Source organism: uncultured Mucilaginibacter sp. (assembly GCF_903893715.1).
Classification (GTDB): domain Bacteria; phylum Bacteroidota; class Bacteroidia; order Sphingobacteriales; family Sphingobacteriaceae; genus Mucilaginibacter.
The window spans coordinates 1-20,868 of sequence record NZ_CAITNG010000007.1 but is presented as its reverse complement, the minus strand read 5'-3'; the positions used below and the strand labels follow the sequence as shown (position 1 = coordinate 20,868).

The window sequence follows — 20,868 nt, the reverse complement described above, 5'->3', positions numbered from 1 at the left end:
GCCTATTGCTTATAAACCTTCCCTTCTTTCATCACAAAACTAACATTCTTCATGTTTTTGATATCCTGTAAAGGGTCGCCGTCAGTGGCTACGATGTCGGCTGTTTTGCCGATGGTGATGCTGCCTAAGGTATCCGACAAGCCCAACAAGTCGGCGGCGCTGACAGTAGCGGACTTAATCGCTTCCATTGGCGTCATGCCGCCCTCGACCATATAACCAAACTCCAGATAGTTTTTACCATGGTCGAACACACCAGCGTCGGTGCCGAAGGCTATTTTTACACCTGCTTTATGGGCCTTTGCAAAAGTGCCCAGCATTTTTGGCCCTATCTCCATTGCCTTGCGGGCTATCACCGGCGGGAAATAGCCTTTTATCGCGGCAGAGTCGGACACTGACCGGCCCGCTATCAATGTTGGCACATAGTAAGTACCGTATTGTACGGCTAACTTTATGTCTTCATCATCCATAAACGAACCATGTTCGATAGAGGTTACGCCGCCCAAAATAGCCCGGCGGATACCCTCGGCGCCATGGGCGTGGCAGGCTACTTTCAGTCCATAGTCTTTAGCGGTCTCGACCACGGCTTTAATTTCATCGATGGAAAACTCGGCACCGGAGCCGTTTTCGCTCAGGTCGAGCACGCCACCTGTGGAGGCTATCTTGATAACATCAGAACCGCGCTTGATCTGTAAGCGCACCGCTTTTATCAATTCGTCGCGCCCATCGGCTACGCCATCATCGGGGCCCATTTTATGCATCATATCATCGCGAAAGCCATCCGAGTTATCCATGTGGCCGCCACTGGCCGATATGGCGCGCCCGGCTGTTATCATTCGGGGGCCTTCAATTAAGCCCTTGGCTATGGCTTTCCGCATGCTGATGTTGATGCCGCTGCCGCCCAAATCGCGCACGGTGGTAAAACCTGCCATTAGCGTACGCTTTGCATATATAGTGCTTTGGAAGGCAATGTCGGCATCGGTCATGGTAAAACCATTGATAATGTTGTCCTTGCCACTGCCCTCGCCCTCGAGGTGCACATGGCAATCCATCAAGCCGGGCATTACGGTTTTGTTTTCGAGGTTGATTACTTTGTCGGCAGTGCCGCCCGTAGTATAGCCTTTTTGGATATCGGCAATTTTGCCGCCATCAACAACAATGGTCATTTGGCTTTGTTCGGTATTGGCAATACCATCAATGAGTTTGCCACAATGAATATAAGTTTTTTGCGCCACGGCAGCATTGGCCAAAAAGAGCAAGGCAAGTAATAGTTTTTTCATGATTACAGTTTAGTGTGATGCCTAAGATATAAGTTTTAAATCAAAAAAAATATCGGCACAAAAAAAGTCCGGTGTAAAAAACCGGACTTTTAAATTTTTTAAAAGGGCTGTTAGCAATATTGTTCAAAAGCACCGATCAGGTTATCGGCTATCATTTGAGCCGGGCGGCCTTCAATCTGGTGGCGCTCAATAATATGAACTAACTTGCCATCCTTAAACAAAGCCATTGATGGCGATGACGGAGGATAAGGCAACATATAGTTACGGGCTTTGTCAACCGCCTCTTTTTCCATGCCTGCAAAAACGGTAACCAGCTTATCCGGATGTTTGGCACTTTGTGCAGCAATACGCGCCGCAGGCCGGGCATTGGCAGCCGCGCAACCGCAAACAGAGTTCACCATAACAAACACCGTACCTTCCGATTCGATGGCTTTTGTTACTTCATCCGCGTTTTTCAATTCCTCAAAACCAACTTTGGTCAGGTCTTCCCGCATTGGGGCAACTAAATATTCAGGGTACATCATCTTCTTTTTTCTAAATTATTAATGCAAAAATAACAAATCATTATCGATTAAAGTTTCTTATACAGAATAATAACATTTTACTGACTATTTGATGCCGTGTTGTTAGAGCCATCCATAAATTATCTATATGTTATCCCTCCTTTAAGTAATTGATAATTTACATTTTGCACTTAATTTTGAAGTTGCGATTTTGTATATTTATCGCTGAAAAGACATCGCTGGTTTCGGTTTTATTTTTTCTGTAAAAATGAAACTTTAACGAAAATTATCCGTAAAAACCAGAGCCGAAAGAAAAACAATTAGTGCAATAGAAGGACAGTTCCCGAAAGCGAATTGCGGTAATGGTACATTAATCTAACAACTGCAGGTTGCACCTTTTGTTTCGCTTTTAATAAATAATTTTAAAACACCTATTGTTTAACAAAAGAGTATGGACCAAAACCTTTCCGATTTTAGTACTGTTATTATTGTGAACAAAGGGCATGGCCAAACCAGGTCGTTGCAGGTAAAAACAAAGCACTTACAGCGCTTTAAACATTATGCCGTCGGGGTATTTGCCGTTATAGTTTGCCTGTTTGCTGCGGTTTTTTATTTGAACGACCAAACAAAGCGGCAGGAAGAGGAAAAGCAAAATTTGTTATCTCAAATAGTGCAGCTCAAACACAGGTTACCTTCGGCAGCGCCTAAAGTAAGTACGGGCAATACGGCTCAAACTTATATACAAAGCATACAGGATAAACTGCAGACTATTAATAATTATCTAAAAAAACGAGGCATCAAAGGTTTTACAACCGCAGGCACAGGCAGCGGTGGCAAAGCACTCGAACCCGCTCTTTCGGATATCGAGAAATATTCGATGTATAACGATTATTTGAGCCGACTTTTGTTAGGTGTGGCGTTCACACCAATGGGCTATCCGCGCACAAGTGGTTTCACATCGGGTTTTGGGTATCGGAGCGATCCGTTTAACGATGCAGATGCCGAATACCATCCGGGTATAGATTTTAAAGGCAGTATTGGCGACCGTGTTAAATGCACGGCAAGCGGAAAAGTTGTTTTTGCAGGATGGTTTGGCGGATATGGCAACTGCGTACGTATCCAACATGCCAATAACCTCGAAACTTTATATGGGCACCTCTCAAAAATTGATGTAAAGCCAGGGCAAAAAGTAAGCGTTGGCGATGTGATAGGGGCTGTTGGCTCAACAGGGCATTCTACGGGTGCGCACCTGCATTATGAAGTGCGCAAGAACGGCAAGCCCATCAACCAGGTAAATTATCTCAATCTTAATAGTTAATACGATAGATATGGGCCTTTTTAAGAAAAAAAACAAAACGGTGAATAATCAGCACGCAATAGCTACGCTGATAAGCGAGGGCTGCGTAATAGAAGGAAATATCAAAGCTCCTAAATTTGTCCGTATTGACGGACATGTAACCGGCGATGTAAGAGTTGAGGAGGGTATGATATTGGGCGAGAAAGGTGTAGTGCATGGTAATATCTATACCCGCGAACTGATTGTTTACGGCACCGTTAATGGCAATATACAAGCAGAGTCGCTTAGCTTATTGAGCTCGGGCAAAATAAGCGGCGAAATAAGAACGCAGACCTTGCAGGTAGAAATGGGGGCTGTTTATAACGGTAAGCTATCCACTGATAAGCATCACCCGGAAAAAAGCCATGTGCAGGTAAGCCATCCCGAAATGATGATGGAAATTGCCGAACTGGCCTGATGATATTTGACATACCGCAGACTTTTTTTACAGCATGCAATTATTTACCTTTGCGGCAACAAAAAGATAAAGCATGTCGAACACATTAGAGACTACCTACGTTAAAAATAAAGTAAAAGACTTGTCGCTGGCCGCTTGGGGCCGTAAAGAGATCGGCCTTGCCGAAGCAGAAATGCCGGGACTGATGGCGCTGCGCGCTGAGTTTGGTGCTTCAAAACCTTTAACAGGTGCCCGCATTGCAGGTTGCCTGCACATGACCATCCAAACCGCTGTTTTGATTGAAACATTGCAGGCTTTGGGCGCCGAAGTTACCTGGTCGTCATGTAATATCTTCTCCACTCAAGACCATGCCGCCGCTGCCATTGCTGCCGCAGGTACTTCGGTTTACGCCTGGAAAGGCATGAACGCCGAAGAATTTGATTGGTGCATTGAACAAACTTTATATTTTGGCGAAGACCGCAAACCATTGAACATGATATTGGACGATGGAGGCGATTTGACCAATATGGTGTTGGATAAATATCCCGAACTAGTTTCGGGCATCAAAGGCCTTTCTGAAGAAACTACTACCGGTGTACATCGTTTGTATGAGCGTGTTAAAAACGGCACTTTATTGATGCCGGCTATTAACATTAACGACTCGGTAACCAAATCGAAATTTGATAATAAATACGGTTGCCGCGAATCGTTGGTTGATGCCATACGCCGCGCTACCGACGTAATGATGGCAGGTAAAGTTGCTGTTGTTTGCGGTTATGGTGATGTGGGCAAAGGTTCGGCCGATTCGTTGCGTAACGCCGGTGTTCGCGTTATCGTCACCGAAATAGACCCTATTTGCGCATTACAAGCTGCAATGGAAGGATTTGAAGTGAAGAAATTAGCTACCGCTATAACAGAGGCCGACATTGTTGTAACTGCTACGGGTAACTGCAATATCGTTCGCGAACAACACTTCCGCGCGTTGAAGGACAAAGCCATCGTTTGTAATATTGGCCACTTTGATAACGAAATAGACATGGCCTGGTTAAACGGCACTTATGGTGATACTAAAATCGAAATCAAGCCGCAGGTTGATAAATATACCATCAACGGTAAAGATGTTATTGTATTAGCCGAAGGTCGTTTGGTAAACTTAGGTTGTGCCACCGGCCACCCATCGTTCGTAATGTCGGCATCGTTCACTAACCAAACTTTAGCACAATTGGAACTTTGGGAAAACAGTGATAAATACGAGAACAACGTGTATACTTTACCAAAAAGCCTGGACGAAAAGGTTGCCCGCTTACACTTAGCTAAAATTAATGTGGAGTTGGAAGAACTTGACCAACACCAAGCCGATTATATAGGCGTACCGGTTAACGGTCCGTTTAAATCGGATGCTTACAGGTACTAAATAGAAATTCAAAATAAAGATTAAAAAGGGTGTGGCTTTTAAGCCGCACCCTTTTTTTGTGTGCTTTTAAAAATAATTTTCATCAAGCTATTGACATTTTGATTTATTACTCTACATTTGTAGAATAAACTCTCAATAAATAGAGCAACATGAAATTAACCAAAGCCGAAGAACAATTAATGGAACTGATTTGGGACCGTAATGAACTTTTTATGAAAGACATTATCGACAGCTATCCTGAACCCAAACCTGCAGTTACCACCCTTGCCACCTTGCTCAAACGGATGCAAAACAAAGGCTTTGTGGCTTATAACCTGATGGGCAACTCGAGACAGTATTACGCGCTGGTAAAAAAGGCCGACTATTTTGCCACGCACGTCAATAACCTCATCAGCGATTTTTTTGGCAATTCGCCGCTGCAGTTCGCTTCGTTTTTTACCACCGAAACCGACTTGACGCAGGCTGAATTAGAGAGTTTGAAAAAAATTATTGACGCTCAAATAGAAAAGAAAAAGCTATGATGATTTACCTGCTCAAATTTATCGCCTGCTCCGGTCTGTTGCTGGCGGTATACCACCTGCTGTTAAAAAACAAAGCCATGTACCGCTTTAACAGGGCGTTCCTGCTGGCAGGCATAGTTTTTTCGATAGCTGTCCCTTTCATTCAGTTCGAGCAGCACGTGGTGCAAATGCCACAGATCATCACGCAGCCCAATCCTGTTGTATATCAGCAACCAGCGCCAACCGTAGTTGAAAGCTACCCGGGTCAACCAATAACAAAAACTGCCGTGGTTATTGCTGCCCCGCAAAGCACTTCTATTGATTATGCGCTTATCGTGATAGGTGTCTATGCCATCGTTACTTGTATATTACTTTTCCGCTTTGTTAGAAACCTGTATAAGATCAGGCGCGCAACAAAGGTCAACCAGCGCATCAACTTCCACGAAGCTTTATTAGTGCTTATCCCGCAAAGGCTGATACCGCATTCATTTTTCAAATACATTTTTTTAAATGGCGAGGATTACCGCCAACAAAAAATTGAAGACAAAATATTGCAGCACGAACTGGCGCATACCCGCCAGTACCACTCGGCCGATGTGGTTTTTACCGAGCTGGTGCAGGTATTCTGCTGGTTTAACCCCTTTTTGATACTTTACCGCAGATCCATACAGCTTAACCACGAGTTTTTAGCCGACGAGGCCGTGTTAAACACTTATGCCGATGTTAGCGAATACCAGCACCTGCTGCTCAACAGCATGAGCGAAGCAGCGGGTTTGTCGGTTACCAGTCAGTTCAGCTATAAACTCACCAAAAAACGTTTGATCATGATGACGAAAAAGACCTCTTTTACAGCCTCTGCTTTGAGCCGGCTGGCCACATTGTTGGTAGTAGCCGTGGCTTTTATTTTGTTTTGTAATGCGGCGGTTTCCAAAAAGACGATGTCGGCGATGGAACCCAGAAAAAGTAAAGATTCGGTGCAGGTTAACTTAAGGCAAATGTACGCGCTGCCATATGCCCACACTACTACAGGTGTATCGAAAAAAGATATGGACGAATATGCCGCTGTTGCTGCAAAATACGCTGGCGTTACCAAAGAGTGGCATAGCAGTTATAAACTTTCCAAAAAAGATATGCATACGATGGTAGATATATACCGCAAAATGAGTGTTGCGCAACAAGACATGCAAAATATCGGCTTTGTATATAACGCTGCTCCTCGTTCGGTATCTCCCATAACTGATAGGGAACTGGATGCATTTAAAGACAAACAAGCCTATCGGATTTATTTAAATGGTTATCACTTAGCGAATGACAGATTAGCTGAATACAAAGCTGAAGACCTGAAACGCGTATCTATACAAAAAGACGATAATGAAAAGTATAAATACCTCGTTATGTTGACTACAAACGATGCTTATGAAGCAGGGCGTAAAAAAATGCTTGCGGAACAGGGTGGGACTTCTCTTGCTATCGGCAAGAATTTTGCAGATGAGGCACAAATACTGAACGAGCAAGCGGATACGGCCAAGATTGTCCGCTTCCCTCCGCCACGATTCAATTATCCGCATACTAAAAAAGGTGTATCACAAAAAGAGCTTGATGATTATGCCGCAATTACTGCAAAATATCCAGTTGAGCCTTATAAAATATCATGGAAATTAAAAATACCCGTAACAACGGCTGATAGTACAAAGTTGGAACAAATGTACAGGCGGATGAGCATAACCCAGCAGGATCATCAGACGATATGTTTTATAAAACATGAACCTCCAAGAGATATGATAGCGGTAACCGATGATCAGCTACAGGCGTATAAAGATATGGGCGTTTATGACGTATGGGTAAATTATAAGCATCTTAATAGTGGCGGACTGGATAAATATAAAGCTGTGGATCTTGTTATAGCGTTCGCAACTAAAAAGCTAAACAGAGCCATCAGCCACACAAAATACAGCTATCACGTAAGTTTATTTACTGTCGATTTTTACGAGGCATACCGTAAACAAGCTTTGGCCGACCTGAACAAGAGCTTTATTATTGTACGCCACCACGATGCTGACGAAATAAAATACCCCGTATTTAAAGCCAGCAATGTACAGGCGAAAACCGATACATCTAAAAACATAACCCAAATGAGGTTTCCACTGCCTTATTATCATACCAAAGAAGGGGTATCGCAAGGCCAGCTTAATGAGTACGCAGCCATTATAGAAAAGTATGAGAATGAATGGGGGAATTTGCCTCCTAAACAACGTGTAATAAATCAGACCGATAAAGCCCGTTTAATAGCCATATACAAACAAATGAGTTTAGCACAACAGGAAATTCAGGTTATCGGTTTTCATTATGGCTTCCCATTAAAAGCAGCGGTTATACCTACCCAAACTCAAATCGATGCATTTAAAGACGATCATATTTATGGTGTTTGGGTAAACGATAAGAAAATCGCCAATAGCGAATTGGATAAATATAAGGCGAACGATTTTGGGAACGTACTGATAAGCCGTTTGACTAAAATGGCTACTAATTACCCAAAATATCATTACGAGGTGAACCTTATGACAGTTGATTATTATAAAGCTTTCCGAAAAAAGTATGGCGAAGAAATGTCCAAAGACCAATCGTGGTATAAAGCAGGGCCAGGCGGGTTCGTTATAAAAAATGATAAGTATGCTTCACAAGCTACCAAGCAATATTCTATAGCTAATCTTCCATGGTTCCCATTCGCGAAAGGATGTTAAACCGATATGCGCGTAAGGCAAAAACGAAGTGCAAGGACTGATCGCTACCGCGCCACATCATCCTCCACACTCTCGCGCAGATCATACAACAACCATTGTTTATTTACAATGGCTTGTGTTTTTGAGCGTAGCAGTTTAATGAAATCATCAACACCAACCGGTTCATTGCCGTTGCCGTGGATGAGTACGATACTGCCGGCCTGGGGTTGCTGCCCCTTGGCCAGCCAGGCATCGGTGCCGATGGGGATAAGGCCGAGGTCGGTGATTTTATAAACCAATTGCTGATCGGACACCAATCCCGGGAAACGGAAAAAAGCTGAGGGCAGCAACCCGTTCTTCAACATATCTATTTCCGTTTTGGTGACTTCGGTATAAATATCGGTGCCGTTTTCGAGCAAAAAGTTTTGGGTGAGTGGTAGTGTTTTGCTTACCCGGTGGTTATAGGAGTGGTTTATCCAGGTAATATAAATTTCCTGCTTTTGTTGTAAATCCTTTAGCCAGGCCAAATCGGCCTGGTGGTCGTTCATCCATAAACCCGTTACCGAAAGGGCGATGGGCACCGGGCGTTCCACCTTTTTGAATTCGTTGAATATGTCAGTAAATATGCGCCGGTCCAACGGGCGGTGCGAGGGGCACAGGTCGGCAGTCAGGGTAATGCCGGTCTCTTCGGGCATGCCGCGTTGAATGCCCGCATCCTGTATTGTTTTGGATTGTTTCTCAGCCTTACTGATGGCTTTCTCGTAAGCCGTAGCAGCAAAGTATTTGCGTGCCTGCGCCAACGTCATCGGTGTGATGGTATAAGGCTCAATTTCATCGATTTTGGTGTGGAGGTCGTGTGGTTCAACCAGCATCACATAGGTTTTGCCACGGTCTTCAAATTTGCGGAGGATAAGCCAATCCTGTGTGTTGCGCTTGGCAGAGCCGTAGTACACCTGATAATTTTTTACGGATGAATAAACGGTCTGCGAAAAGGCGGCAGGGGAGAAGAATAATACAACAACAAGTAAAACCAAAAAACGCATCGCCGAAATTATGAATTGTACATCGGCCTAACAAAACATTGTGGGCCTTTGTTGTATATCCGTCATCATTAAATATTTAACTTTGCCTCATGGCCCATTTATCCGTCAACATCAACAAAATAGCAACCCTGCGTAATTCGCGCGGTGGTAACAATCCCGACCTGCTTAAAGTAGCATTAGACTGCGAACGCTTTGGCGCCGAAGGCATTACCGTACACCCCCGGCCCGATGAGCGGCATATTCGCTATCGCGATGTATACGATTTAAAAAAGGCCATCAGTACCGAGTTCAATATAGAGGGTAACCCGGTGGAGGCCTCATTTGTTGAGTTGGTATTGAATAATCGCCCGGCGCAGGTTACGCTGGTGCCCGATGCCTTAGGACAAATTACCTCGAACCATGGTTGGGACACCATTCAACACCAGGATTATCTGAAAACCATTATATCAGAGTTTCAACTGGCGGGTATCCGAGTATCCATATTTGTTGATCCGGTGGTTGAGATGGTGGAAGCTGCAGCCACAACTGGTACTAACCGCATAGAACTATATACCGAGGCGTATGCTGCCGGCTACCACGGCGACAAAGAAAAAGCCATCGCTCCATACATAGAAGCTGCTAAAGCAGCCCAAAAGTTAGGCATCGGCATCAATGCCGGGCACGACCTTGATCTGCATAACCTGAAGTACTTCGCGCAAAATATTCCTGGACTATTAGAGGTAAGCATAGGCCACGCCCTTATTTGCGATGCGCTTTACTATGGGTTGGAGAATACGATTCAGCTATATTTAAGAGCTTTGACGAAGTAGTTCACCTCACTATCGTAACGCTGCCCGAAGCGGCCCCGCAGTTTTTCTTTTTCAGGTCGATAGTATAGTAGTATACGCCCGACGGTAGGTCCATGCCGTTGCGGGTGCCGTCGAAAGGTTTGGCATAGCCAACGGAGGTATATATCAGTGCCCCTGAACGGTCATAAATATTTACCTGTGTGCCAGGGTAATTTGCCAATCCCGTGATGTTCCAGGTGTCATTAATGCCATCGTGGTTGGGCGAAAACAGGGATGGAATATTAACACCGGGCTCTTGTACCACCGCGGTTACCTGGGTTTTGGCGCTCTCGCAGGTGCCATCGCTACCGGTTATATAAAAAACGGTTGTTTTATCAATAGTGGTAATGAACTTCCCGGTTGTATTTTGCAGTAAAAGAGAGGTATCCCCTGAAGCGTTTACCTGATAAAGCCGGTATACGTATTTGGATGCTAAGTTTTTAACCACTATAACTGCCTGCCCGGGCAAACAAAGCTCAATATTGCTTACTACAGGCGGTAATATGCCGCTCGTGCTGTCGCCAACGGTATAATACCGGCTATCGGCCGAGCAACCCATATCATCATCAACATGTACTTTGTATTTTCCGGCCCCCAACAAATTAGCGAATTTAAAACGGCTCACTACCCTGCCTTTGGCATCTGTCCAGGTGAAGTGCTGGTGGCTGCCTTTAAGGCCGGGCGGGTTGGGTGTACCTCCGGTTACCTGCATTACACCTATCGAACCGATATGCATACCACAACGATCGTTGGTAACTACCAATTGACTGGTGTCGAGCGCGAAGACCGGTCTTGCAATGGTGTAGGTTTTTAAGGTAATCAAGCAAACCTGTGGGTCGCCAATAATTAAGCTAAAAGTGCCGGGCGCCAATTGGGTAACGTTGATGGTTTCATTGCCGGTTGTGTAGCTGATAAGGCCTGTAAGTACTTGCCCGCCATACTCATCCTGGATGTAATAATTTGTTGTGGGCTGGTCGCTGCTTACCAATAAATGTACTTTGATATCCCCGTTTGCATTTCCGCAGGTGGCATTGTCTACAGTATCCGACGCGATAGAGGGTATTATGGTTTTTGAGCCTAAATAATAAGTTTTGCTATCGGCTTCGCAACCTTCGCTGTTAAATGCCCTCAGTTGATAAATACCCATCGGGATATTCGTTATATCGGTAGTGGTTGCCAGTGTTTTGGTCGTATCTTTAGTGTTGACCCATTTATAACTTACTGCGCCTGCCACCTGCATCCCTGTTATTGACCCATCGCTGTTGCTGCAATTGGTGAGGTTCAATTGCACATTGTTATACAAAAAATATATGCCGGTAACAAGGCCTACCGTAAACGGGCCTGCGGTAACCGGGGGACATTTGCTTTCGTCGTGCATTTTTAAGGTATATTGGCCTGGGCCAACGTTCGTTAAAACAGAATCGGTGCCCACAATGTTGTTGCCTGCATCGTACCAGGTATAAGAGTGTACACCTATCCCTGTACCCGATATGCCGTAAATGCCGCCATCTTTTTTATGACAATCGGCATCCTGAATGATGATATTGGTGGTAATAATGGTTGGGCAGGTAAAAACGGTCGGATGATTGGCTTTTATTTTTGAACAAGTATAGCAGGCAATAGCAAAACCTGCATTTGTTACACAAAAAAACAGCCAAATCAGCAATAAAAATCTCCTTTGTTCCATAAACCGATCAAGGTTTTTAAAAGTAGCGAAAATACCTGTAAAACCACTGTCAGTATTCAATTGACAATTGTTACAGAATTGTTAATTCTGTATCTTTGCACCAACATACCCTGACACCATTTTCATGAAGTTAAATATCGATTACCAGGAAAAATTCCAGCACCGTCACATTGCCCCCAACGCCGCCGATACAACAGAAATGCTACATACCGTGGGCGTTAACAGCATTAACGAATTAATTGATCAAACAGTACCTCAAAAAATACGGTTAACAAATCCACTTAACCTGCCCGCAGCTAAAAGTGAGTTCGATTACCTGAATGATCTGAAGCAAACGGCATCAAAAAACAAAGTATTTAAAAGCTACATCGGTCAGGGCTATTATGATGTGATTGTTCCGGGTGTTATACAGCGCAATATATTGGAAAACCCGGGATGGTATACTCAATATACGCCTTATCAGGCCGAAATTGCACAAGGTCGTTTACAGGCTCTGCTTAACTTCCAAACCATGGTGATTGACCTTACCGGGATGGAAATGGCTAACGCCAGCTTACTGGATGAAGGTACTGCCGCTGCCGAAGCGATGTTTATGCAATATAGTTTGCGTAAAAATCCGCAAGCCAATGTGTTTTTTGTGTCGGAAGAGGTTTTCCCGCAAACCATCGATATTTTAAAAACACGGGCTCAACCTTATGGGATTGAGCTACTGATAGGCGACCATAAAACCGTTGAGCTGACCGGGCAAATGTTTGGCGCGATAGTACAATATCCCGCCGGTAATGGCGAGGTGTACGATTATCGTGATTTTGCAACAAATGCGCACGAAAAAGGGATTAAACTGACGGTAGCCGCCGACATTATGAGCCTGGTATTATTGACCCCTCCGGGCGAGTGGGGTGCCGATATTGTGGTAGGCTCAACCCAGCGCTTTGGTGTACCAATGGGTTTTGGCGGTCCGCATGCCGCTTTTTTTGCCACTAAAGAAGAATACAAACGTTCCATGCCGGGCCGTATTATCGGTGTAACCATTGATAGTGCAGGCAACTATGCTTTGCGCATGGCATTGCAGACCCGCGAGCAACATATTCGCAGGGATAAAGCCACTTCCAACATCTGTACTGCACAGGCATTGCTGGCCATTATGGCCGGGATGTACGCGACTTATCATGGGCCAAAAGGCTTAAAACTGATTGCCGAAAGGGTACATGGGTTGACCGTTCTGTTGGAGAAATCATTAGCTGAATTGGGCTATGAACAACAAAATAAAGTTTATTTTGATACCCTGAAGTATAACCTTGGCGATTTGGCCGCACCGATACATGGCCAGGCTATTAACAACGAGATAAACCTGCATTATACCGGTTCATACGTGAGTATCAGTTTGGACGAAACCACCTCGGTTGAGGACGTATTGACCATTGTTAAAGTATTTGCCAAAGTTAAAGCGAAGAGCTTGAACGATATCGCTGTTGAAGATATCAAACAAAACATATCGACCATCATTCCGGCCGGATTACAGCGTACATCTGCGTATCTTGCCCATCCGGTATTTAATTCGCATCATTCGGAGCACGAAATGTTGCGTTATATTAAATCGCTGGAAGCAAAGGATTTGTCATTATGCAATTCGATGATTGCTTTGGGCTCATGCACTATGAAGCTTAACGCGACTACCGAAATGGTGCCTGTAACCTGGGCCGAGTTTAGCAAAATACACCCTTTTGCCCCCGCCGATCAGGTTGGCGGTTATATGCAACTGTTTGACGAATTGAACAAATGGCTGAGCGAAATTACCGGTTTTGCGGCGATGAGCTTGCAACCTAATGCAGGAGCGCAAGGCGAATACGCAGGTTTGATGGTCATCCGCGCTTATCATTTGGATAGGGGCGACCATCACCGGAATGTGGCCTTGATACCGTCATCCGCCCATGGAACCAACCCTGCATCGGCAGCTATGGCGGGCATGAAAATCATAGTAGTTAAATGCGATGATAACGGAAATATTGATGTTGCCGATTTGAAAGAAAAGGCCGAGCTGTATAAAAACGAACTTTCGTGCCTGATGGTAACCTATCCGTCGACGCATGGGGTATTTGAGGAATCGATTATCGATATCTGCAACATTATCCATCAAAATGGAGGCCAGGTATATATGGACGGCGCCAACATGAACGCTCAGGTTGGTTTAACGAGCCCGGCCAATATTGGTGCCGACGTTTGCCATTTGAACCTGCACAAAACATTTTGTATACCACACGGCGGCGGTGGTCCCGGTATGGGTCCAATCGGGGTAGCCAAGCATCTGGTACCTTACCTGCCAGGCCATGCCGTGGTAGATATTGAAAGCGGAAAGTCTATCCACGCGGTTTCATCTGCACCATGGGGTTCGGCATCTATCCTGATCATTTCGCATGCCTATATAGCGATGATGGGGCCTGATGGTTTAACCGACGCTACTAAATATGCCATACTAAATGCCAATTACATTAAGGCCCGTTTAGAGAAACATTACCCCGTGCTGTATGCAGGCGCCAATGGCCGTTGCGCACACGAAATGATATTGGACTGCCGCGCTTTTAAAGCCTTCGGTATCGAAGTAACGGATATAGCAAAACGACTGATGGATTATGGTTTCCACGCGCCAACGGTTTCGTTTCCGGTTGCGGGTACAGTAATGGTGGAACCAACAGAATCGGAGCCAAAACATGAACTCGATCGTTTTTGTAATGCCATGATCTCGATAAGGCACGAAATTGAAGATGTTGAGAAAGGCATCATCGATAAAGTGAACAACCCCTTAAAAAATGCGCCGCATACTACAGCCGTAATAACAGCAAACGAGTGGGACCACCCATACACCCGCCAAAAGGCAGCCTTCCCGTTGCCGTATGTTGCAGCTTACAAATTCTGGCCATCGGTTGGGCGCGTAAACGATACTTATGGCGACCGTACTTTAATTTGCGCTTGCCCGCCGATTGAAAGTTACGAGTTTGAGGAAAGCGTTATTGAATAAGTAAATAAATAAAGACATTTTAAGCAGGTTCGGGCAATGGCCCGAACCTTTTTTTGTGCTTTATTTTTGTTTTTAATAGTTTTTTCGACCCTTTTCCTATTTATTAAATTTTTTGTATATAATAATTATAATTTAATCGTAACTTTAAGTAATGAACCCGTTGGCCTTGGCGAACACCCCTATAACGCCCTATTATGCTGTCATCTTTACATCGATAAAGAACAAAGAAGATGATGGCTACGATGATATGGCGATAGAAATGGCCGAACTTGCACAACAACAAGCCGGTTATTTGGGTGTTGAGTCGGCACGTAACGAGATAGGGATTACGGTTTCATACTGGGCATCGTTAGATGATATTAAACAGTGGAAAGCAAATGCCCGACATTTAGTGGCACAGAAATTGGGGCGTAAACAGTGGTATAAAAAGTATAAAGTGCGTATTTGCCTGGTAGAAAGTGATTATGAATTTTAATTAAAAAAATAATTTGACTTTCGAAGTTCTTATTAGTCTAACGAAAAAGTTACGTTGGCAAATATTCTAATACGAAACATTTTTTTGTTTGTAACCTTTTACTTTTAACTCCCGTATTAAATAAGACTATGACGGTTAGTACTAAATCGGTAAGAATACTGCTCGTTGATGACGATGAGATCAATAACTTTATATCAGTAAAGCTGATTAAAAAAACATTGATCAATACCGAGATCAAGACTTGTTTGAATGGGAAATTTGCTATCGACGAACTGGCTAATATACAGGAAGATAAGCCGGATGAACTGCCGGATTGCATTCTGTTGGACATCAATATGCCCATAATGAACGGTTGGGAGTTTTTAGAAGAATACGAAAGGCTGAACATAGATCCACAGGGCAAAACAAAGATATTCATTATCTCTTCGTCGGTATTTAACAACGACATTAACAAAGCAAAATCGTACCCGCTGGTTAAAGATTTTATCTCCAAGCCATTGAGTATTGATAAAATAAAAGATATGCTGGGTTTGGTTAATGCTTAATTAACCGGGGTAACTATAAAACTTTCGTTTTCGTATTTAACCGTGCCAACGGGGTTGTTTTTTGCATGGTAGAACAAGCATTTCCAACCTTCTACTGCAGCACGTTTCCCGTATTCCTCGCGTAATTCCATCGCTTTACGGCCATCAAAATCGTATTTGGCAATAAATTTCCGGATCAATTGCTCAGGTTCGGGCAGCTCGTCGCCACCAAAAAATACTTTTTCGTTGTTTTCGTCCAATAAAAAAACCTGATGGTATTTACAATGCCCGCCCGAATGCTCAAAGCTAATGCCCGGTTTCAAAACGCCGTTGCCCTCAACAAAAACGATATTGACCGAACGGTTGAGTACATCGAAAATGTCAGTATGATACGATGAGGACTTACTTGAAAATGCCGTTTCCCATTCGCTGCGTTGTATCACGTGCTCAGCAGCCGGAAAGGCGGCTTCCAATTTGCCGTTTCGCTCAACTACTAAACCGCCGGTATGGTCGTAATGAAGGTGCGACATGAGCACAAGGGTAATATCATCCGGATCAAAACCGGCGTTGCGTATGTTTTGATGGATGATGAGTTCATCCTGATTGTTTTTAAAACCGAGGCCGGCATCAAATAAAATAAGGTCGTTAGCCGTTTTAACCAAAAAAGGCTGCACGTGGATAAAGAGCGAACCAGGTCTTTCTTTAAAACTATGGATGGCGGGATCAAAAGGGATGAATTTTTTAGACGAATCGACCGAGTATGAACCTTCTTGTAACGGAAAAATCTGCATTGTATAACAACGTATTGCGAGTTATTAGCGCGCCGGAACGGTCAATTAACAACTCAATAACTATCTTTACTTTTTCGAAACGCTAAGATATGCAAAAAAGATGGTCGGTAAGGGCTAAACCAATAATGGCCGATGTGATAAAGCTGGCTACAGAACTCAATATCGACCCGGTATTAAGCACTTTGCTGTTACAGCGCGGCATTACCGATTTTGAGGAAGCGCGAACGTTTTTCAGACCGGAACTGGACCATTTGCACGATCCTTTTTTGATGAAGGACATGGATAAGGCCATAGCCCGGATTGAGGCGGCTTTTGAAGAAGGTGAAAAGGTGCTGATCTACGGTGATTACGATGTGGATGGCACAACGTCGGTTGCGTTGGTTTACGGTTTTTTTAAAAAAATATACCCCAACCTGGAGTATTATATCCCCGACAGGTACAAAGAAGGCTACGGCATTTCGACCAAGGGGATTGACTACGCCGCAGAAAACGGATTTAAACTCATTATAGCTCTGGATTGCGGTATCAAATCGGTGGATAAAATAGCGTATGCCAATACGTTGGGAGTAGACTTTATTATTTGCGACCACCATACAACCGGTATCGAAATACCTGCCGCAGTGGCCGTGCTCGACCCAAAAAGGCCGGATTGCGATTACCCCTATAAAGAACTTTCGGGCTGCGGTATCGGGTTTAAACTGGTGCAGGCCTATGCGCAACTGAACGACATGCCCTTTGAAAAACTCACACCTTATTTCGAGCTTGCGGCTATCAGTACGGCTTGCGACATTGTGCATATTACAGGCGAAAACCGGGTTTTGGCATACTATGGGCTGCAGCAAATCAATACCAACCCTTCGGTAGGTGTAAGGGCATTGATGCTGGCTGCCGGTAAAACAGAGAACTATTCTATATCCGACATTGTGTTCATTATTGGTCCGCGCATTAATGCCGCGGGCAGGATAGATGATGCGAAACACGCGGTGGCACTTTTGTTGGCAGAATCAGAAGAGGATGCGCGGCATAGGGTAGAAGTGGTGAATCTAAAAAACACAGAGCGCAAAGAACATGATTTGAGCATAACCGACGAAGCGTTGAGCATGATTGACGGTGACGCGGTGATGATAAACCGCAAATCGACCGTGGTGTATAATGAGAATTGGCACAAAGGGGTAATCGGCATAGTGGCGTCACGGTTGACCGAAAAATACTATAGGCCAACTATTGTGCTAACCCGTTCAAACGAGCATGTGGCGGGTTCGGCACGGTCGGTGTACGGGTATGACCTGTACGAAGCCCTTTGCGGCTGCAGCGACCTGTTGATACAGTTTGGTGGGCATAAATATGCAGCCGGGCTGACCATGGCCCCCGAAATGGTAGAAGCGTTTAGTCAACGGTTTGAGGAGGTAGTGAACGCCACCATTACCGACGACCTGTTGGTGCAGGAAATACGCATTGATACCGAATTGAACCTGAACCAAATAGAGCCTAAATTTTTCAGGATATTGAACCAGTTTGGGCCCTTCGGGCCGGAAAATATGTCGCCGGTATTCATCACAAAAAATGTGTATGTTAGCGGCAACGCAAGCATGGTGGGCAACAACCATATTAAAATGACGGTAATGCAGGAGGGTTCGCCCGGGTTTGATTGCATCGCGTTTAATTTGGGCGAATACCTGCCAAAACTAACCAAAGGCATACCTTTTGATATTTGTTATACCATTGAAGAGAACATTTGGCGTGAGCGCCGGAGCATCCAGTTGAATATTAAAGGTATACGAACCTATTAGGCTATTATTGACCAAGGATAACAATGATTTTACGCGCAGACCATTTAGTAAAAAAATATAAACAACGTACCGTTGTGAGCGATGTATCGTTCCACGTAAAGCAGGGCGAAATTGTAGGTTTGCTTGGGCCCAACGGTGCCGGAAAAACCACATCTTTTTATATGATTGTGGGGCTGATAAAACCCAATGAAGGAACCATCCACCTTGAAGACGACGAAGGCGTTGATCAGGACATTACCAAGGATGCCATGTACCGCCGCGCGCAAAAAGGGATTGGCTATTTGGCCCAGGAAGCATCGGTTTTTAGGAAACTAACGGTTGAAGACAACATCAAAGCGGTATTGGAGATGGGTAAACTGAGCGATGCCCGCCAAAAGGAAAAACTGGAGGAGCTGATAGATGAATTTAGCTTACACAAGGTGCGCAAAAACCGTGGCGACCTGCTTTCAGGTGGTGAACGCCGCCGGACGGAGATAGCCCGCGCATTGGCTGCCGAGCCTAAATTTATATTATTGGACGAGCCTTTTGCCGGTGTTGACCCTATTGCCGTGGAAGAGATACAAGCCATGGTGGCAAAACTGCGATACAAAAACATCGGCATATTGATAACCGACCACAACGTGCAGGAAACGCTTTCCATCACCGACAGGGCTTACCTGCTATTTGAGGGCAAGATATTGGAAAGCGGCGTACCCGAGGTTTTGGCCGCCAACGAAATGGTGCGTAAGGTTTATCTGGGTGCCAACTTTGTGTTAAAAAGAAAGACCTTCGCACAATAACAAACCTGCGGCAATGACAATCATTAACTCAGTTTTCAATTGGTTTATGAAAAAGCGGATGCACCAAATCGAGCTTTTTCAGAAATACCCCAATGAAGTGCAAGACGAGTGGTTTGAACAATTGATTGCAGCCGCCGAAAATACCGAATGGGGCAGGCAGTACCATTACCGCGATATTGAAAACCTGCGTCAGTTTAAAGAGCGGGTGCCCATCCAAAATTACGATACACTAAAGCCTTACATTGAGCGCATGCTTGCGGGCGAGCAAAACATTTTATGGGGGTCGGAAATCAAATGGTTCGCCAAATCATCAGGCACTACCAACGACCGCAGCAAGTTTATCCCGGTAAGCGAGGAATCGCTCGAGGAATGCCATTTTAAGGGCGGTAAAGATATGCTCACTTTGTTTGTGAATAACCGCCCCGACGGGCAGATATTTGACGGCAAGGTACTCACCCTTGGCGGCAGCCATCAAATCAATAGCATCAATGCCGATGCCTCGTTCGGCGACTTATCGGCCGTGCTCATGAAAAACATGCCCCTTTGGGCGCAGTTTTACCGCGTGCCGCACCTTGACATCGCCCTGCTGGAAAACTTTGAAGAGAAAATCGAAAAAATGGCCCTGGCCACCATCGACGCTAACGTTACCTGCCTGAGCGGGGTGCCTACCTGGAACATCCTCTTGTTTAAACGCATCCTCGAAATTACGGGCAAAAATAACTTGTTGGAAGTTTGGCCCAACCTTGAAGTGTACTTTCATGGCGCGGTAAACTTTACGCCTTACCGGGAGCAGTTTAGAAAGCTCATACCGATGGATAATATGTATTACCTCGAAACTTACAATGCATCGGAAGGTTTTTTTGGGATACAAGACCTTGAAGGCCGTACCGATATGTTGCTGATGCTTGATTATGGTGTGTTTTACGAGTTTTTGCCCATCGAAAACCTGGACAAGGACCAACCTGAAACGCTTACTTTGGACGAGGTGGAACTGGGTAAGAACTACGCCCTCATTATCACCACTAATGCCGGCCTGTGGCGTTATCTGATAGGCGATACCATCCGTTTTACCAACCTTTCGCCGTACCGCATTGAGGTTACCGGGCGCACCAAGCACTTTATCAATGCCTTTGGCGAGGAAGTGATCATCGATAATGCCGAACGTGCCTTAAACGAGGCTTGTAAGCAAACCGGGGCCATCATCAGCGAATACACTGCCGCGCCCATTTATTTTACTGACAAAAGCACAGGTGGGCATGAATGGCTGATCGAGTTTGAAAAGAAACCGGCAGAATTTGAACGTTTTGTGGATCTGTTGGACAGCACCCTGCGCAAGATCAACTCGGATTATGATGCCAAGCGTTTTAAGGATATGGCCTTGCAGCGCCCCCTTGTGAGGGCCGTACCCAAAGGCACTTTTTTTAACTGGATGAGGGAAAGAGGCAAGTTGGGCGGGCAAAACAAAGTACCCCGTTTGGCCAATAGCCGGGAGTATGTCGACTCGATCTTGAAGGTTGTGAGCGAGGTTTCTATTTGATAATTCCGGTTTTTTTGCGTACCTTGTATGGAGTTGAATGAAGTCGGATGACGGAAGACAAAAGTCGGAAATCGGAAGTTAAAAACACCCATATTTACCCATGTTTTTTAGAATTAAGAATCGAGAACCAGGAATCAAGACGAAAAGGTAAACGTGTAGAATACCCATATTTACCCATGTGTTTTGGGATAACTAGGGTCAGGAAAAAAGAAAATTCGCAATTGAAAATGCGACATCTGAAATCAAAAACAC

At 44.7% G+C, this 20,868-nt stretch carries 17 protein-coding genes; 12 read left to right on the top strand and 5 right to left on the bottom strand.

Going from position 1 to position 20,868, the window contains the following annotated elements; genetic code table 11:
* Positions 1-2 precede the first annotated feature (2 nt).
* On the bottom strand, positions 3-1,277 hold the full coding sequence (locus tag QZX97_RS00920; RefSeq protein ID WP_295649762.1) for an amidohydrolase family protein: 1,275 nt from the start codon (positions 1,275-1,277) through the stop codon (positions 3-5).
* A gap of 110 nt (positions 1,278-1,387) precedes the next feature.
* Positions 1,388-1,798 (bottom strand): BrxA/BrxB family bacilliredoxin, encoded by a 411-nt coding sequence (locus QZX97_RS00915; protein ID WP_295649779.1) that lies wholly within the window; start codon positions 1,796-1,798, stop codon positions 1,388-1,390.
* Between the two features lie 433 nt (positions 1,799-2,231).
* Between QZX97_RS00915 and QZX97_RS00910 the strand changes: the two genes are divergently transcribed.
* The 5 genes from QZX97_RS00910 (at position 2,232) to QZX97_RS00890 (ending at position 8,168) form a co-directional block, all read left to right on the top strand.
* Positions 2,232-3,098 carry a M23 family metallopeptidase gene (locus QZX97_RS00910; RefSeq protein ID WP_295649759.1) on the top strand — a complete coding sequence of 289 codons (867 nt, stop codon included), beginning with the start codon at positions 2,232-2,234 and terminating at the stop codon, positions 3,096-3,098.
* A 40-nt stretch (positions 3,099-3,138) separates the two neighbouring features.
* A complete protein-coding gene (locus QZX97_RS00905) occupies positions 3,139-3,534 on the top strand; it encodes a polymer-forming cytoskeletal protein (RefSeq protein ID WP_295649757.1) in 396 nt (131 codons plus the stop codon).
* 73 nt (positions 3,535-3,607) lie between these two features.
* Positions 3,608-4,927 carry an adenosylhomocysteinase gene (ahcY, locus tag QZX97_RS00900; protein ID WP_295649755.1) on the top strand — a complete coding sequence of 440 codons (1,320 nt, stop codon included), beginning with the start codon at positions 3,608-3,610 and terminating at the stop codon, positions 4,925-4,927.
* Positions 4,928-5,076: 149 nt separating this feature from the next.
* Positions 5,077-5,448: a BlaI/MecI/CopY family transcriptional regulator gene (locus QZX97_RS00895; RefSeq protein ID WP_295649752.1), complete on the top strand. Its 372-nt coding sequence runs from the start codon at positions 5,077-5,079 to the stop codon at positions 5,446-5,448.
* Positions 5,445-8,168: a M56 family metallopeptidase gene (locus tag QZX97_RS00890; protein WP_295649749.1), complete on the top strand. Its 2,724-nt coding sequence runs from the start codon at positions 5,445-5,447 to the stop codon at positions 8,166-8,168. Before QZX97_RS00895 ends, QZX97_RS00890 begins: the two co-directional genes overlap by 4 nt.
* Before the next feature lie 44 nt (positions 8,169-8,212).
* Here the strand turns inward: QZX97_RS00890 and QZX97_RS00885 are convergent, their stop codons facing one another.
* Positions 8,213-9,190, bottom strand: a complete 978-nt coding sequence (locus tag QZX97_RS00885; RefSeq protein ID WP_295649746.1) for a polysaccharide deacetylase — start codon at positions 9,188-9,190, stop codon at positions 8,213-8,215.
* Between the two features lie 89 nt (positions 9,191-9,279).
* Here QZX97_RS00885 and QZX97_RS00880 point away from each other — a divergent pair, with 89 nt between their 5' ends.
* The gene (locus QZX97_RS00880; RefSeq protein WP_295649744.1) at positions 9,280-9,999 is read left to right on the top strand and encodes a pyridoxine 5'-phosphate synthase; all 720 of its coding nucleotides are present in this window, start codon (positions 9,280-9,282) and stop codon (positions 9,997-9,999) included.
* Between the two features lies 1 nt (position 10,000).
* On the opposite strand, the gene QZX97_RS00875 is transcribed toward QZX97_RS00880, so the two are convergent.
* Positions 10,001-11,704 (bottom strand): gliding motility-associated C-terminal domain-containing protein, encoded by a 1,704-nt coding sequence (locus QZX97_RS00875; protein WP_295649741.1) that lies wholly within the window; start codon positions 11,702-11,704, stop codon positions 10,001-10,003.
* A 124-nt stretch (positions 11,705-11,828) separates the two neighbouring features.
* Between QZX97_RS00875 and gcvP the strand changes: the two genes are divergently transcribed.
* From gcvP to QZX97_RS00860, 3 genes are all read left to right on the top strand, one after another.
* Positions 11,829-14,720: an aminomethyl-transferring glycine dehydrogenase gene (gene gcvP, locus QZX97_RS00870; protein WP_295649739.1), complete on the top strand. Its 2,892-nt coding sequence runs from the start codon at positions 11,829-11,831 to the stop codon at positions 14,718-14,720.
* Between the two features lie 151 nt (positions 14,721-14,871).
* Positions 14,872-15,195 (top strand): antibiotic biosynthesis monooxygenase, encoded by a 324-nt coding sequence (locus tag QZX97_RS00865; protein ID WP_295649736.1) that lies wholly within the window; start codon positions 14,872-14,874, stop codon positions 15,193-15,195.
* A 128-nt stretch (positions 15,196-15,323) separates the two neighbouring features.
* Entirely contained in the window at positions 15,324-15,740 is a 417-nt protein-coding gene (locus QZX97_RS00860; RefSeq protein WP_295649734.1) for a response regulator, read from the top strand.
* On the opposite strand, the gene QZX97_RS00855 is transcribed toward QZX97_RS00860, so the two are convergent.
* Entirely contained in the window at positions 15,737-16,510 is a 774-nt protein-coding gene (locus tag QZX97_RS00855) for an MBL fold metallo-hydrolase (protein ID WP_295649731.1), read from the bottom strand. The genes QZX97_RS00860 and QZX97_RS00855 overlap by 4 nt on opposite strands.
* An 89-nt stretch (positions 16,511-16,599) precedes the next feature.
* On the opposite strand from QZX97_RS00855, the gene recJ reads away from it, so the two are divergent.
* From recJ to QZX97_RS00840, 3 genes are read left to right on the top strand one after another with little or no spacing between them, the layout of a single operon-like run.
* A complete protein-coding gene (recJ, locus tag QZX97_RS00850; RefSeq protein ID WP_295649728.1) occupies positions 16,600-18,300 on the top strand; it encodes a single-stranded-DNA-specific exonuclease RecJ in 1,701 nt (566 codons plus the stop codon).
* 23 nt (positions 18,301-18,323) lie between these two features.
* A complete protein-coding gene (gene lptB, locus QZX97_RS00845) occupies positions 18,324-19,079 on the top strand; it encodes an LPS export ABC transporter ATP-binding protein (protein ID WP_295649723.1) in 756 nt (251 codons plus the stop codon).
* Positions 19,080-19,092: 13 nt separating this feature from the next.
* Positions 19,093-20,616 carry a GH3 auxin-responsive promoter family protein gene (locus QZX97_RS00840; RefSeq protein WP_295649721.1) on the top strand — a complete coding sequence of 508 codons (1,524 nt, stop codon included), beginning with the start codon at positions 19,093-19,095 and terminating at the stop codon, positions 20,614-20,616.
* The last annotated feature ends 252 nt before the right edge of the window (positions 20,617-20,868 follow it).